The organism is Tardiphaga sp. 20_F10_N6_6, from assembly GCF_052076045.1.
In the GTDB taxonomy this organism is placed as follows: Bacteria; Pseudomonadota; Alphaproteobacteria; order Rhizobiales; family Xanthobacteraceae; genus Tardiphaga; species Tardiphaga robiniae.
In genome coordinates, this window is record NZ_CP197239.1 from 3,019,446 (window position 1) to 3,033,425 (window position 13,980).

16 protein-coding genes, 1 tRNA gene and 1 pseudogene are annotated in these 13,980 nt (G+C 57.1%); 11 read left to right on the plus strand and 7 right to left on the minus strand.

Translation table 11 applies throughout. The features are described from left to right. Positions 1-79: 79 nt before the first annotated feature. Positions 80-154: transfer RNA gene (locus AB7813_RS14605), tRNA-Gln, on the plus strand. A gap of 4 nt (positions 155-158) precedes the next feature. Here the strand turns inward: AB7813_RS14605 and AB7813_RS14610 are convergent. Then, positions 159-1,163: a hypothetical protein gene (locus AB7813_RS14610; protein WP_441228202.1), complete on the minus strand. Its 1,005-nt coding sequence runs from the start codon at positions 1,161-1,163 to the stop codon at positions 159-161. A 154-nt stretch (positions 1,164-1,317) separates the two neighbouring features. Between AB7813_RS14610 and AB7813_RS14615 the strand changes: the two genes are divergently transcribed. From AB7813_RS14615 to AB7813_RS14630, 4 genes are all read left to right on the plus strand, one after another. Then, the gene (locus AB7813_RS14615; RefSeq protein WP_441228203.1) at positions 1,318-1,593 is read left to right on the plus strand and encodes a helix-turn-helix transcriptional regulator; all 276 of its coding nucleotides are present in this window, start codon (positions 1,318-1,320) and stop codon (positions 1,591-1,593) included. Between the two features lie 207 nt (positions 1,594-1,800). Further along, positions 1,801-2,484, plus strand: coding sequence for a hypothetical protein (locus AB7813_RS14620; RefSeq protein ID WP_441228204.1), 684 nt, complete (start codon positions 1,801-1,803; stop codon positions 2,482-2,484). 51 nt (positions 2,485-2,535) lie between these two features. Then, complete coding sequence (locus AB7813_RS14625; RefSeq protein WP_441228205.1) at positions 2,536-2,796, plus strand: hypothetical protein; 261 nt, start codon at positions 2,536-2,538, stop codon at positions 2,794-2,796. 214 nt (positions 2,797-3,010) lie between these two features. Next, positions 3,011-4,105: a hypothetical protein gene (locus AB7813_RS14630; RefSeq protein WP_441228206.1), complete on the plus strand. Its 1,095-nt coding sequence runs from the start codon at positions 3,011-3,013 to the stop codon at positions 4,103-4,105. Positions 4,106-5,103: 998 nt separating this feature from the next. Here the strand turns inward: AB7813_RS14630 and AB7813_RS14635 are convergent. The 4 genes from AB7813_RS14635 to AB7813_RS14650 all read right to left on the minus strand — a co-directional run bounded on the left by AB7813_RS14635 (position 5,104) and on the right by AB7813_RS14650 (position 8,263). Then, entirely contained in the window at positions 5,104-5,277 is a 174-nt protein-coding gene (locus tag AB7813_RS14635; protein ID WP_176454720.1) for a hypothetical protein, read from the minus strand. Between the two features lie 356 nt (positions 5,278-5,633). Beyond that, complete coding sequence (locus AB7813_RS14640) at positions 5,634-6,215, minus strand: TetR/AcrR family transcriptional regulator (RefSeq protein ID WP_441228207.1); 582 nt, start codon at positions 6,213-6,215, stop codon at positions 5,634-5,636. Between the two features lie 31 nt (positions 6,216-6,246). Next, entirely contained in the window at positions 6,247-6,738 is a 492-nt protein-coding gene (locus AB7813_RS14645) for a DUF302 domain-containing protein (RefSeq protein ID WP_441228208.1), read from the minus strand. A gap of 61 nt (positions 6,739-6,799) precedes the next feature. Further along, positions 6,800-8,263, minus strand: a complete 1,464-nt coding sequence (locus AB7813_RS14650) for an amidase family protein (RefSeq protein ID WP_441228209.1) — start codon at positions 8,261-8,263, stop codon at positions 6,800-6,802. 427 nt (positions 8,264-8,690) lie between these two features. On the opposite strand from AB7813_RS14650, the gene AB7813_RS14655 reads away from it, so the two are divergent. Both AB7813_RS14655 and AB7813_RS14660 read left to right on the plus strand, forming a co-directional pair. Further along, positions 8,691-9,278 carry a hypothetical protein gene (locus AB7813_RS14655; RefSeq protein WP_441228210.1) on the plus strand — a complete coding sequence of 196 codons (588 nt, stop codon included), beginning with the start codon at positions 8,691-8,693 and terminating at the stop codon, positions 9,276-9,278. Beyond that, complete coding sequence (locus AB7813_RS14660) at positions 9,272-9,664, plus strand: DUF3768 domain-containing protein (RefSeq protein ID WP_441228211.1); 393 nt, start codon at positions 9,272-9,274, stop codon at positions 9,662-9,664. The genes AB7813_RS14655 and AB7813_RS14660 overlap by 7 nt, the downstream gene beginning before the upstream one ends. A gap of 3 nt (positions 9,665-9,667) precedes the next feature. On the opposite strand, the gene AB7813_RS14665 is transcribed toward AB7813_RS14660, so the two are convergent. Further along, positions 9,668-10,045, minus strand: a complete 378-nt coding sequence (locus AB7813_RS14665) for a helix-turn-helix domain-containing protein (protein ID WP_441228212.1) — start codon at positions 10,043-10,045, stop codon at positions 9,668-9,670. 130 nt (positions 10,046-10,175) lie between these two features. Here AB7813_RS14665 and AB7813_RS14670 point away from each other — a divergent pair, with 130 nt between their 5' ends. Beyond that, on the plus strand, positions 10,176-10,559 hold the full coding sequence (locus tag AB7813_RS14670; protein WP_441228213.1) for a hypothetical protein: 384 nt from the start codon (positions 10,176-10,178) through the stop codon (positions 10,557-10,559). Positions 10,560-10,622: 63 nt separating this feature from the next. Next, positions 10,623-11,108 (plus strand): hypothetical protein, encoded by a 486-nt coding sequence (locus tag AB7813_RS14675; RefSeq protein ID WP_441228214.1) that lies wholly within the window; start codon positions 10,623-10,625, stop codon positions 11,106-11,108. Positions 11,109-11,565: 457 nt separating this feature from the next. Here the strand turns inward: AB7813_RS14675 and AB7813_RS14680 are convergent, their stop codons facing one another. Continuing rightward, entirely contained in the window at positions 11,566-12,327 is a 762-nt protein-coding gene (locus tag AB7813_RS14680; RefSeq protein WP_441228215.1) for an IS5 family transposase, read from the minus strand. A 225-nt stretch (positions 12,328-12,552) separates the two neighbouring features. On the opposite strand from AB7813_RS14680, the pseudogene AB7813_RS14685 reads away from it, so the two are divergent. Beyond that, positions 12,553-12,782 (plus strand): annotated as a pseudogene (locus tag AB7813_RS14685) (SUMF1/EgtB/PvdO family nonheme iron enzyme); the annotation flags it as partial. A gap of 107 nt (positions 12,783-12,889) precedes the next feature. Continuing rightward, positions 12,890-13,942: a SphA family protein gene (locus AB7813_RS14690; RefSeq protein ID WP_441228216.1), complete on the plus strand. Its 1,053-nt coding sequence runs from the start codon at positions 12,890-12,892 to the stop codon at positions 13,940-13,942. Positions 13,943-13,980: the final 38 nt, after the last annotated feature.

Sequence of the window (13,980 nt, forward strand, 5' to 3'; positions counted from 1 at the left end):
AAATTGCGGAGCTCTCTCTATAGACCGACGGAGCCAAAGCGATCCGCGGGCCCAGCCCGCCCTTTATCGCCTTGGCCTTTGGGGCGTCGCCAAGTGGTAAGGCAGGGGATTTTGATTCCCCCATGCGGAGGTTCGAATCCTCCCGCCCCAGCCAGCTTTTACAACAACTTAGTTGTTTTTTTGCGACGAGGGCGACCGTTTGATCGACCCGGAGTCGACCCGGCGGAAGCACCTTGTCGAGGGGGACGGGTCGCTTCTGCAACAAATTCGTCCAATCCGGGCATATTGCCCAAAATAACGGTTTCCAGTCTGAGACGAAGCTGTGAGTTCGACAAGCCGCAATGCTCTCTTTCGAACCGATCCAACGCCTTTTCTCGCTCGTACGTTGTGATCGTCGGTTGAGCTAAGAGACGCTCCGCCATTTCTTTCGCAACGACCAAGGCCTCTCGAACAAATCTGAAAAAGGCGGTCGTTCTTCCCGACCCGCTGCGGCCGACCTCATCCTTTGTCGGTAACGAAATTTCGGCTTCCGCATTCTTCGCGATGTTTAGGAGGCACACCAGAAAAAGATAAAAATACAGCGGAGTTTGAGGCCCGGTTTTTCCCCGCGAGAAACGTTCCTGCAAACCCCAGCAGGCTTCCACAAGGGGCCCAAGTGCCAACGTCGCAGGTATAGGGCCGTGAAGGCTTCTCTTAATCAAATCGATTGCCGCGACTTTGGCGCTCGGAAACCCACCAACTCCTTTTATTGCTTGCTCAATATTATGAGAAGGAGCGGCTAACGTGTGCGCATCCGTATTGAAGGCTAACTGAAGCTGCTTCAACGACCTGAGACAAGAGATCGCCGAATCACAAAGATTTTTAATTTCCTTCAGTACCTTCTTTTCGCTCGGCGCTCTTATTGAAATGAGCTCGTGCTCGACGAACGAAGTTATCATTGCGGACAAGGATCGGCGCCCTTCGTTAGAAACGCGAGCGCCTAGACAAAGCTGAAGGCGATTACTTTGTTCGTCGGTTACAGAGGTAGAGCTCTCAATAAATTCCGGCAATCGACGATAGAGGCCCATCTGGACACGTCGATTGTGATCGAACAGCAGATGTTCCTGAACGAGTTTCCGTTCACGTAGCAAAGTATTGGACTTCTTGGGGGTGATGCTTGGCATAGCAAATTTCCGATCTGACTAGAATGCTGAAAGCCTTTTAGGCCGAGGTCCATGACGCGGCGGAAATATTTGATCTCGCTAGTTCACCTTAATTAGTTCCTTCACCAAGACCGAAATAGCGCGCTATCAAAGTCTCAGAAAATGAGGCGCAGAAATGTGGGACACCAAAACTACCGGAAAATACCTGAATCTGTCGACGCGCACCCTTGAGAGAAAGCGCATCGATGGAACAGGTCCCGAGTTTGTCAAAATGGGCAGAGCGGTTCGATATTTGCAGTCCAAGGTTGACGCTTGGGTCGCCGATCATGTCGCCACCTCAACTTCCGACTTGCGAAGCCAAAAGCAGATGCCGCGAGACAATATGAAGGTCAATCGAAACCTGAACGGCAGCGACGATAGCGACGAGCCCGCGCCAGCGGCAAGCTCGTAACTCAATTTTGAAAATCACCAAGGCTCCCGTCATTCCGGCGGTGGTTCACCTGTGTCCAAGATCAGAAAAAAGGAACTTTGATGTGACGAATGAAAGGCCATCCTTACGCTAATCGAGCAAGGGCGCGAGCGGCAATAGTATTGGTACCACCGGCGAGCGGCCTCAATTGCGCGCCAAATCCTTCAAACAGCTCATTAGGAGACGGCAATGAATATCGACATAGCGAAAATTCCGACGTCCCGCGTAGACCTGCTGGCCGACAGCTCGCTGGAAGCAGCCATCTTCAGTATTCGCGGCGCAATGCGAGGCGCTCGCCTGGGGTATCGCGAGGCCCTCTACGTCGGCGCTGCCCATTGCGCGTCGATTTCGCACGCTATTTCGGAGGACGCCAATCTGTGGGCGAGATTTCGCGATCTCTCGCTTTGGCGCACTGGCAATCGGCAACTTCCACCGGAGGCATGTGACGGCAGGGCGCTTCGCTGGGTGTTCAGCCTGATGGATGACGGCGGAAGACCAGCAGAAAAACGCGTAAGCCGCCAAGTCATCGCGGTGCAATCGCTGCTGGATGAGGGCATCGAAATTAACGGATTGGCCAACGAACTCTCGCGTCGCGGCGGTTTTGAGAAAATCGCTGCGAGTAACAGCCAGAAGGCCGAGTGCAGTTCCGATGCCAAATCTATATCTGGGCGCGTGGCATTGGACTCATCAGCGCCGCCTGTCGAAGGACAGGTGTCCTTGCTGATGGTCCATTGGAAGAAAGTTGATGGTCGGCGAGCGGCCGGAGAAGCAGCCTTTGTGAAGCTTTTGACCGGTTCCGATACAGTTGAAGCCCTTCGTCTTCGCCTGAAGAGCGGCGTGACACTTCAGAAACGCATCGAGGAAAAAAGCTAAGTGCTCGCTGTCTCTTTAAGCGACACGCGACCTTTTACATGGAGAATGATGATGAGTTATTCAAAGCGATGTTTTGAGCGCCGAATTGAAATTCGCGCTTGGGCGGAACATAAACTGATCGAAGACGCCGCCGGTGTGCGATGTATGCACGGCAACGTCATCAATCAGCGATTTGATGACGACGCTATATATGAAATAGCGCTCGAAGCCGCGAAGGATGCGCCGGACGACCTTTCCCGGTCGGAGGTTATAGAAGCGATACAAGACGCAGCGCTCAACCTTGACTTCGAGTGCCGCTTCTGCGGCCGATAGCGATCTGAAAAGCTAATTAGCAGCTCGGGTAGCTGCCGCGCAGAGTTAACCCGGGGGACGTCGGTAAAGCATAGGTGACCGCCTCCTTGTAACCCTAACTTTCCGCCTCGCGCGTCCAACCAGCCCCTCGTTGCCCCAATCCGTGGCTGCGAAGGGGCAATCCTTGACCCCCAGCCCCCTCGATCCCCTAACCCCACACTTCAGCAGGTGAACGATGACCTATGACCGTGAAGCCTACAAGAAGCGCAAACAGGAGCATCGTCGTAAGCGTAAGGAGAGGCTTAAACGGGATGAAGCTGAGCGCCTATGGCGCATCAATTTCGACCAGTTTCAATACTCCAAAAACGCTCGACTTCATGCGGCGTATTTGCAGTGGCACATCAACACGGGATTTTGCCGCAAATCGAAGGGAGAGAAGGAAGCTTTGCTTCGCGAACTCCTGCCCTGTGATGCGCCATTCCTCGCGATGAATAATCCGGAGGCGTGTATCAAGTTCAATCAGATATTCAGCCACCACCTCGGCATATTCGGACGCGAGACGGTCAACCATTTGGTCACCTTCACCTTAGACCGCAATACCAAATCGCTTCCAGAGGCCCGCTCCTTCAACATCCGTGGCCTTCAGGCATGGGTGCGTCGGGAAATGCGTGGCTTCGACTTTGTCGCTCATGTCGATATCGCCCCGTACACGAACTTTGCCAGAGGCAACCAACTTGGGCCATTCCTCTCATTCCACCCTCACATTGTTACATCGAACGCCGATCACGATGAGCTATTCGCGGTAAGAGACCGGATCAACCGACTGCACGGCGCATTCATCCCGGGCTGCCCCGCAGCGGACGTGAGCTTAATTACGCCGGGCACCCTGCCCTGCCTTTCTAACTACATCACCAAAGAGCCCATCAAGGATTATAGGGTCTTCGCGATGCGCGAGGACGTCGTCGATCCAGAGACCGGCGAGGTGACTAAGCAATCTACTGGCCGTTTCCGACAGTATTCAGATGAGCAAGCTAGCCCACGTGTTCAGCTTGCCGTTCGCTCTGTCACTGCAGCTTACCACCTCGACAAGTTGGTGTTTGCTGGAGGCGCGCGGGGACGGGAAACCCTCAAAGCTATCCGAAAGGATGCCCTGAGGGACCTTCCGCATTCGATGCGATCCAAGCGACAACGGCAGTTCAGTGGTTGCTTGCCGGAGCGGGTCACACCAACGGACACCGGCAGCCTATGGACAAGGGACTATAGCTACCGATTTGAGAATGACGTATTGCGCGCCGAGCATCTTCGGCCTTGGAAGGTGGAGGATCAGTGACTACCCGCATCAACAAGCTACCTAAGTGAGGTATTGGCCGGGCTGGTCGGCTGCTGCCGAGGCGGATTCCTTAAATAGCTTCGGCACGCGACCTTTGCATTGATCAGGTCCTGTGATGCCCAAAAGGGCCTGCCGAGGCCTCACAGGGGCCGGTATCCGGGGCACTTTTCCCGGCGAGGTCAACCCCACTGCCGAACGGAAAATACCTGCGCGGAGTTCGGTTTCAAGAATGCCAGTGCACACCCAGATATCACGCGGTCGCGCCCGGACATTTCAGCCGAAACTAATAGCGTCTGCCGTTGATAGATCTGCTCGTCGCGTCGTTTACGACTTAGTTATATTAACGGGGGCCGCCTCGGCGCTGCTTCAGCGTCGCCCCGCTTGCGCCGCAATCAGGAACCCTGATGCAGCTGGAGTTAGCCTCAAGTTCAAGCTGAGGAGATCTGTAGTGCGAACGGTCTGGTTGGCGTTTTTCGCATTGCTCTGCGTTGGTGGCCTGATTGCAACCAAAGCCGGCACTGGCACGTCCCCTCCGCCCATCGAAGCGCCTGTCGTACAGACCACGCCACTCCCCTCGCAGGCTATCACCGTCGTCGATACCTTAACGAAGACTGACAAACTTAGTGTCGCCTACGTGCCAGAAGCTATTGAGGATCGCCCAGCGCCGTTCTCTGACGCTCCTTCGGACACTGAGCTAGCTCCCCCAATCGCAACCCCGCCCGATATCAGCACAGTGGGGCTAAGTCGGCAGCCATCGAGCATCAAGGCTCAACCAAAGAAGCCGGTATCTTTCGCAAAACCGAGTATACCCATTAAGAAGCCGAAGCAGAATGTCGCTCGGGTTCGAGCGCCACCGGAGCAGAAGGCGTGCATTCAGGCCAGCAACAGCTTCGTTGACTTGCTGGTCGCATTGAACTTGAAGCCGAGGTGTAACGCCTAAAGCGAGCTGCCACTTAGGCTTCGATCTTAATCCCCAACTGCGCGACAAGGTGAGAACGTCAAACGGGCGGTTGCTCGGACTTCGGTAATTCGGGCTGACTGGAAATAACCGCCATCGCTTCCGATAAGAGCGAGACCAGTTCCGGCAAATCCAACCGTTCGGCTCGACCTCGCAACACGTGCAAATCGTTTTTGAGCAGAATCAATTGCGCACGGCGCGAAACGTCAGACATGAACGGATCCCAGCGTGGGAACCGCCCAGCTTAGCAACGAGGATTTGAAGACGGTCGAGTAATTCAGATTCGCGCCCGATGCATCCCGAATGTGGTCAAAGCTGATATGCGCTAGTTGCGACCTGGTCGCTTTCTAGTTGGTAGATCCCGCGAAGTCGTCCCTGCACTTGAGCGAGCCGCCTCGTGAGATCTGGACTCATCGCCCGATATCTAGCTCCAGTGATCGCAGTCCAGTTCGCCGCCGAGCGGCACCGGAGCAAAAGGCCTGCGTTCAGGCCAGCAACAGCTTCGTTGACTTGCTGGTCGCATTGAATCTGAAGTCGAAGTGTAACGCTTAGAGCGAGCCGCCGTTTAATCTAGAAAGACGGAGTTCGTGCCAGATGCAACGCGGCCTCCACGCCGCCTTCCAGTATCTGCTCCGCCCGTGCAGCGTCGGGCACGGCCCGCGCGAACTGGAGGGTACCCACCATGAGACCGAAAATAGCCGTCGCGCGGCGGCTGCTCGCTGCGGAATCGGCGTCAGGAAGCAGTGCAGCCAGAGTAAACACGTAGCTTTGCAGCGCTTTCTCGTAGTCTTGCCGAGTGGAGCGGGGTTGGCGGGCGATTTCGGGGAGCAACGCCGCCGAGGGGCAACCGCCCGCCGGATCTTCCAGATGTGCGCGGTTCAGGTATCTCCGAATCGCGCCTTCAAGGTCTAGGCCATTCCGCTGATCTTCATCGAGACGATCTTGCTGGTCGCCGAGCGCGCTCGCCAGCGCCTCGCGAACGAGCGTGTCCTTGGACTCGAAGTGCGGTGAGAATGCACCTTTAGTCAGGCCAGCCTCGCCCATGATCCCGGCGATCCCGGCGGCGGAGATGCCGTCTCGGCGCACGCACTTTGACGCCACATCGACGATGTGACGTCGCGTCGCTGCCTTACGACCTTTTTCGAAACGCATCTTCTCTCCACCCATTAATATCCCGCAGCCGTCAGGCTGCAGCCGCTTCCAACAAGGTTTGGAGGTCGCGATCAAGCTGCTGGGCTATTATGTCGACATTATCGCTGCCGAACTGGCCGAAAACGGATGCTGGTCGATCATATTCAAACGCGACACCGCCGTCGTCATCCTCCCGCAGAAGGACCCGGATGGGCGCATAGAGCCCCGTCGAAAGATGATGACGAGTCATCTTGGAGGCGGTGAGCGGATTTCCGATATCGTACTGGATAGATCGGCGCGTCAGCCGCGCAATAGCTAGCAGCGCCCCATGGTCGCGCTGGCCGAAGATGGTGAGCGGCGGACAGGCCTCCAACTCTCGAAGCGCGCGCGTGCTTTCACCGTATCGCAATAGAGTGAAGATGCCGTCATCGATGCGGGGGGCCAAGGCCGTGAGCTTGGCTTGAACCTCCTCGAAAGGCTGTGTTGAGCTGATGGTCACGTGCTCGACCATAGTGGCCCGCGTTGAGTATTGTGCATTTCCCATCTGTTGATCCTCTAAGTTGCTTGTCGTTGTGAGTAATCGGCCCTTCGGAAGGGGCCAAACATCAGATCGTAGTCGACGGGGTACCCACGACGCCCTCGATGCGTCGGGCAACTTCAAGGAGCGCGCGGTCGCTCCCAAGGGGGGCGTCCAGCTCAAGGCCAATCGGTAGCCCAGCGCGAGACAAGCCAACAGGAATGCTGATACCCGGCATTCCCACGCTGCTTGCTGACACAGTGTGGCTCGCTAACGCGAGGTAGCTGACTTCCTGCCCTGCGATATGGACGGTCACCTGCTCCTCAATCAAAGGTGCCGTGCAGGGCGTGGTCGGTTGCAGAATGACCTGCGCCCCATGAGAGACGAACGCCGTGTTGAGGCGGCGCTGGATTTCCGGGCGACTCAAGTTGAGCGCCGTCTGATAGGCATCTACCGAGATTGCGCCCGCACCGCCCGGCAGCACGATCTGCCCCCAAGCCTGTTGAAGCTGGGGCTTGAGGCCCTCGTAAATCGCCTCGAACGTGGTTGGAATGTCGTGGCGGCGGAGGAATTCCGAGATCGCACTCATCGTCTCATGGGCGAAGATGCCCCATGTCGCGGTTTGGATGAGAGCATTGAAATCGTCGCCAAGATCTACCTCAACGACCTCGGCACCGGCGTTCTGCAACTGCCGAACCACGTCACGGAAACGGCCCTCGACTTCCGAGTCCACCAGATCCAGAAACTGTCGCGGCGCAATGGCCAGTCTGGCTCCCTTCAAGTCGTATCGCCCGTCTGAGTGCTCTGCAGCCATTTCACCGGTCACGACCTGATCCACTAGAATGCAGTCCTCGACGCTTCGGACGAATGCGCCAGTCGTGTCGAGAGTAGGGGAGATTGGGGCAACGCCGTTGCGCGGCCAACGCCCGGTAGTTGGCTTGAATCCCACGACGCCGCAGAACGATGCGGGCACCCGGATCGAGCCGACCGTATCCCCACCTAAGGAGGCGGGTACGATCCCGGCAGCCACGGATGCGGCAGAGCCGCTTGAGGAGCCGCCCGAAACGTGATCGCGAGCGTGCGGATTCTTCACTTGGCCGTAGCGCTCGTTGTGGCCAGTTAAGCCGTAGGACATCTCCACTAGATTGTTCTTACCGAAGACGAGGGCTCCTGCAGCCTTAATTGCGCGGACAGCGTCCGCGTCTTCGCGCGGCACGAAGTGAGCAAGAGCGCCGAGACCTAGGCTCGTAGGCAGCCCTTTCGTCAAATAGCTGTCCTTCACCCCGAGCGGCACGCCCAGTAGCAGCGCCGCCGATCCGGCTGCACGCGCTTTGTCCGCGTCCCTCGCGGCCGCCAACAGGGCATCCTCGTCTATGGTGATGAAGGCGTTAAGCTCGGAAAGCGTTCGGGCGCGCTGCAGAAGCGCCGTCGTGTAAGCTTCCGACGTTATGTCGCCGTTACGAACTGCCGCCGCAGCGGCTGCAAGCCCGAGCGAGGTAAGATCTGTGGTTTCTCGCGCAACCCGGCGCGAAGTGGCAGTCGTGTCGTCCATGAGATCCTCGCAAAGAGCGGTGACGGGTCATTTTTGAAGCCGCGAATTGTCTCGCAGCTCATTTCCATGACGGTGATCATATTAAATTACGGTCGTAATTCAATGGTCCTCTTTGGCCTCAGCGAACACATAGGCGTGAGAGCTCGTGGAGAGCTCGTTCAAAAGCAAATCTGGAAGATCAGCTCGCACTTTGGGCAAAACGCAGGATAATATTCATAAGCCATTGATTTATAAAAGGTATTGACAAGAGGTGCCATATTACCGTATCGTTGGGATACACGCCCAAACCCCTATTGGAGGAAATTATGCCTTTGGCGTTTCGACCGACTGATCCCACCGTGGGATGGCCAACCAGCCAACCGACATCATCCGAACTTTCCGAAACAAGGGGGCTTCTGGCCCCCTTCGGCATTTCAGAGAGGCAGGCATGACGGCGAAACGAAACACCGCTCAGAAGATCCCAGCCGACATCGCTTTGGCGGTATTTGGAATTGACCGACGCAAACGACCTCACGCATCGCGGTTCGGTGCCGAAGCCGCAAAATCGGCTCAGGAGGCCGCCCGGCTGATGGGCATGCGGACCATCAGGATCGTCAGCGATGAGCAGCGCGCCATCGCCTCGAAACTTCCCAAGGGCACGGTGTCGGCAAAAGGCACAACGGTGGTGCCGCTTGTCCGGCCTGCGCTTTACAACAAACTACTCGCAGTCGCCGGGACCGAACCTCCCGCCTCCCCGCCAAAACCGTCTTCGGGCGACGCCGATAAAGAAGCTGTGCCTCCTGCAGCTAGTGCCAAAGCCGGTGCATCAGACGATTGGGGTGCATTGGTCCGAGGGTCGCTCGTATTAGCCACCGACGAACCTACGCAGGGCTGGTTTTACTGCGAGGTCCAAAACGTGGTTCTCGAAAGCCAAACGGTAACATTGCTTTGGAAGGACTACCCTGAGCTCGGCACGTTCACTCGAAAGATAACCCAAGTTGCCTTGCTGCATCCGAAGATGGTGAAGCCATGTTAAGCGCTGAACAGCACTCGACATCAGGAGCGGCCAGTGCGAGCGTCGAAACTCAACGCACGCTCAGAATCCGTGAACTCAACGATGCGTTTCGACACAAGCTGCCCCGCACGAGCAAGGGCTATCGACTAAACTTGACCCCCGGTGTCGCATCGCTGGGGGCCGCGCAGGTCGCGCAGCTGCTCCTCAGTGTACGGAGCTTCAATGATTTCAGCCCGGATAACGATCCGCATGGCGAGCACGACTTCGGGGCGTTTGATCAGGACGACATTCGAGTGTTCTGGAAGATCAACGCATACGATCAGTGGATGCAGTTCGGCTCACCCGACCCAACTGACGCCTCCGTCACGACCCGCGTGATGACGATCATGCTCGCATCTGAGTACTGAGCTTTAGCGATGCGAACGCCCGCTCCGACGACCGGTCAATTTCACCGAGGCCTCGATAACCTCCTTGATCGCCAAGAGACTCTTCATGTCCAACCCATTCAAAATGGCCGTCAGGCTTTGGACGATACGACGATGTTCGCGACCTGCGGCTGGCTGCGCTTCATCATCGAAGCTGAACAGTTCGGACAGGTTGACCTTCAAAGCCGTCGCAATCCGACCCGCCACGTCGATAGGGGTCCCGTAGACGCCCCGCTCGATATTGCTGACGGTGTCGACGCCGCGCCCGATTTTCTCAGCCAGCTCGTCCTGTGTCATGCCCAGCGCTTCCCGAAGTCCTCGGATGCGCATGCCAAATTTCAGCTTCAGGTCAGGCTTTGCCATACCCGGAGTTTTGCTCGGGCACACGATCCACGACCACCGAGTAAAACTCAGGAAATTTGTTGTGCAAGCCAGATACCCGCTGTTAAACTCCGGGTTGAAGCCGAGCGACCCTACCGTACACGGGGATCAGATGACTGACGTTCCGAATCAAACAACACAAACCGCGCTTCCCAAAAAGCGCTGGCGCTGGTGGCAGATTGGCCTTGCCGCTCTGACGGCGATTTTTGTCGTGTCCCTGTTCAGGCGATCTCCCGAGCTGAAGGTGACACTTATCGGAGGCGATCAGCTGCAGGTCATCAATATCGGCCAGAAGGCGGTCGACATACAGAGTGCACAGGTTAACGACCGTGACGATTGCAAGGTCACGACAATGTTAAACCTCGCCAATCCCAACGCTCAGATTTTTCCGATCCGCCTCGAGGTGGGAGGCGGTGTCGGCCTCGTGAGTTTTTGCCGGGTTGTGCGCGCCAAATTCGGCACAAGTGCCGGATCAGCGGACTACAAATTTCGCTAAGCCGTCAACGCGACGTGCAGCAGATGCTTCCTTGAGTATCCCTTGTTCCCGACTGGAGATGTTATGCTTCGCTTTTTGACATTTATTGTCGGGCTGGTTGCTATGACCCCTTCCTGCTGGAGCGCCGGCAAGCAGGATATCATGGGCTTTACTCCGGGAACGAGCTTTGACGAAACGCAAGCGCTAATCAGTACTAAGAATTTTCGCTCTTGCTTTCGTGTACCGGCTGAATATGCCCAACTGACCAACGCGTTTGGTATCTCATGCGACAACATGCACTTTATATTCTCATCGGTTTTCCCCGGAGCCCCTTTACTGTCAATAGTAGTCTCCTTTCGGGGCACAGCTGAAATGCCATCGACGAGCTCCCTTTCAGACCAATTCGGCAACAAACAGTTTCAGTTTTTTGATACGCCAAATGGCGACCTTTACGAATGGGACTTGGGCAACGACAAGATCCTCAGATACTTTGCGCGAAACGCGGCATTGGTCCTCAGCGACATAAAAATGATAGATAAAAATTCGCAGCTGACAAAAGACACTAATTGATCGTCATTCGAGCGAGCCCGGCCCGCTCTACGCTTCGTTTGCACTCTTCGGCGCACCTGAGGCATTCCAAAGGCTCGCTGTGGATAGCCTCTTGGTGCGGCCGCTCGCAGCGTTCAACGTCGGATCGAGGTTGGACGCGCCCCGAGCAGGCCGACTCATATCGGACTTAATCCCTACGCAAGTGGACGAAGCGCATGCTCAAGTTTAGGTATTTTTATACCTCCTGATAATCGATTGAGGCACGCGACGGCGACGCTCCCCTCATATTCCCTGCCCCATACCTCCCAACGCACCGGAAATGGCCCTACGGCTCGTTTTAGGGCGATTGCGAGCCCATTCCTCGGTAGCGCGGCTCACGCGCTCCCGGCGGGCCTCAAGCCAACCGCTCGATTTGCACCTCCAAGCACAAAGTGGCGTGGCTTCCCTGACCACTCAGTCGGCTGAAGCGCACCGACGGTTAGGGCGTGGACTCATAAGCGCGTAGCCAAATCCGAATGGCTGCGAGCTTGATGAAGGCTAGGTAGTTTGCGGCGAGTTTGTCATACCGGGTAGCGACGCGCCGGCATTGCTTGATCCTGTTAAAGAAGCGCTCTACCAAATTGCGCGCCCGGTACAGACATGGGCTAAAACAAATTGGGTCTTTGCGATTTCGCTTCGGAGGAATGCAGGCCCACGCACCGTGTTCACCGGCGAATGCTCTGATCCAGTCGGCATCGTATCCTCGATCAGCAAGCAACATCGCGCCTGGTTTTAGATCAGACAACAGCTCGGTGACGAGTTGATTATCGTGGGCTTCACCAGTGGTCAATTCAAGGCGGACGGGCATACCGTTGGTATCGACGCAAGCGTGTATTTTGGTCGTTAGCCCACCTCTCGACCGCCCCATCAACCTCGTTTCGGCTCCTCCCGCGGAGCCGCCGTGCTGATGGACGCGGACAATGGAAGTGTCGATCATCTGGATGGAATTGTCATGGGTTTCGGCGAGCGCCTCCATAATCAAGTCCCAGATGCCAGCCATCCGCCAACGAACAAACCGATTGTAGCAGGTCGTGTAGGGCCCAAAGCTATCCGGCAGATCACGCCATGGTGCGCCTGACCGCAATATCCAGAAGATGCCGTTGAGGACACGTCGGTCGTTGACCCTCGGCACGCCGCGCGGCTTGTTCGGAAGGAATGGTTTGATTGCAGTCCACTCAAAGTCCGTGAGTTCGTATCTCATGATTCGAGGCCCCGGTTCGAAAGCTTGAATCATGCCACTATCGGTGTTCGTAACGCGAATTGCAGGTCTGAGATGGGCCGGACAGCGGACATGCCGGAGATATGTCAAAAACGACGCGAATGGCCCCAAGCGCACCATCGGGGCTGACAAAGACCCGGTCTGGTTGTATGCTATCCGCACTCGCCGTACCGTACGCCCGCCACTGTAGAGTGCGCCATGACGTTGATGCCAGCCGACAAGGGGCGAAGCCATCGGTCATCGCAAGATGATGCGCACAAAACCACGGTTTGGATTCCCACTGGCACTTTCCGCATGGGCTCCAACGACCACTATCCCGAAGAAGCGCCGGCGCATCGGGTGACGGTGGACGGTTTCTGGATCGACCGCCCCCCGCAGCCAACCGCCAGTTCAAGGAGTTCGTAAACGCGACTGGTCACATCACGTTCACGCAGCGTTTATGGACTATTGCGAGTAGCGCGGGCTGCGCGATGATCCTCGAAGAAGAAGCTGCAGTGCCTCTCTGGGCCAGTCGGCCTCCGTCGAAGTCGAAAGGGTTGGCCGGATGAAACTCTATGAAACGGCATGCAGCCGGATCGTCGTCGCCGCAACCACCGTCTCTCTCGCGTGCGCTCCTGCGGCATCGCGCGCTGACGATAGCGGGCTCTCGTTCTGGCTTCCCGGCCAGTACGGCAGCCAAGCGGCGACGCCTTCGACGCCGGGCTGGTCCTTGGGCACGATCTACTACCACACCAGCGTGGACGCGTCGGGCGCCGCCGCCGCCGCGCGCGAGGCACAGGTCGGCAGGTTCTCTCCGACCGTGAACGTCAACCTGAACCTGTCGCTGAGCGGCCAGGGCGATCTGATCTTCGTCGCGCCGACCTACACGTTTGCGACGCCCGTGTTCGGCGGCCAGCTATCTGCGACATTGGCAAGCGTCTATGGGAGGAGCAGCGCCAGCATCGCCGGCACACTGACGGCTGCGGCCGGTCCGCTCTTCACTACCAGGCAAGGATTCCTCGAGGACACGCTTGTCTCCTACGGCGACCTATATCCGACGCTGAAGCTGAAATGGAATAGCGGCGTCCACAACTACATGGTCTACGCCGCCGGCGACATTCCGGTGGGAGACTACGACCCCGGCCGCCTCTCCAACGTAGGCATGGGACACGGCGCAATCGACCTCGGTGGCGGTTACACCTACTTCAACCCGGCGGCGGGCATCGAATTTTCGGGGGTCGCGGGGGTCACCTACAACTTCAAGAATCCGGATACGCAGTACCAAAGCGGGATCGATTTCCACTTCGACTGGGGCGCCTCGAAGTTCCTGTCGAAGCAGGTTTTCGTGGGCGTCGTCGGATACGCATACCAGCAGGTGACGGACGATTTCGGCCAGCCAACGGTGCTCGGCGGATTCCGATCGCGCGTTCTCGGCGTCGGCCCCCAGCTCGGATACGTGTTCCCCGTTGCCGAGATGCAAGGATTTCTCGGCGTGAAGGCCTATGGAGAGTTCGCTCAGGCCAACAGGGCGGCGGGTTGGAATACGTGGTTGACCTTCTCGATCTCGGAAGAAGCGCCGAAAGCCGTGACGCCGACGAAACATCTGGTGACGAAGTAAGCATGAAGAATCCGCGCCGAAATCCGCGCCGTATCCGT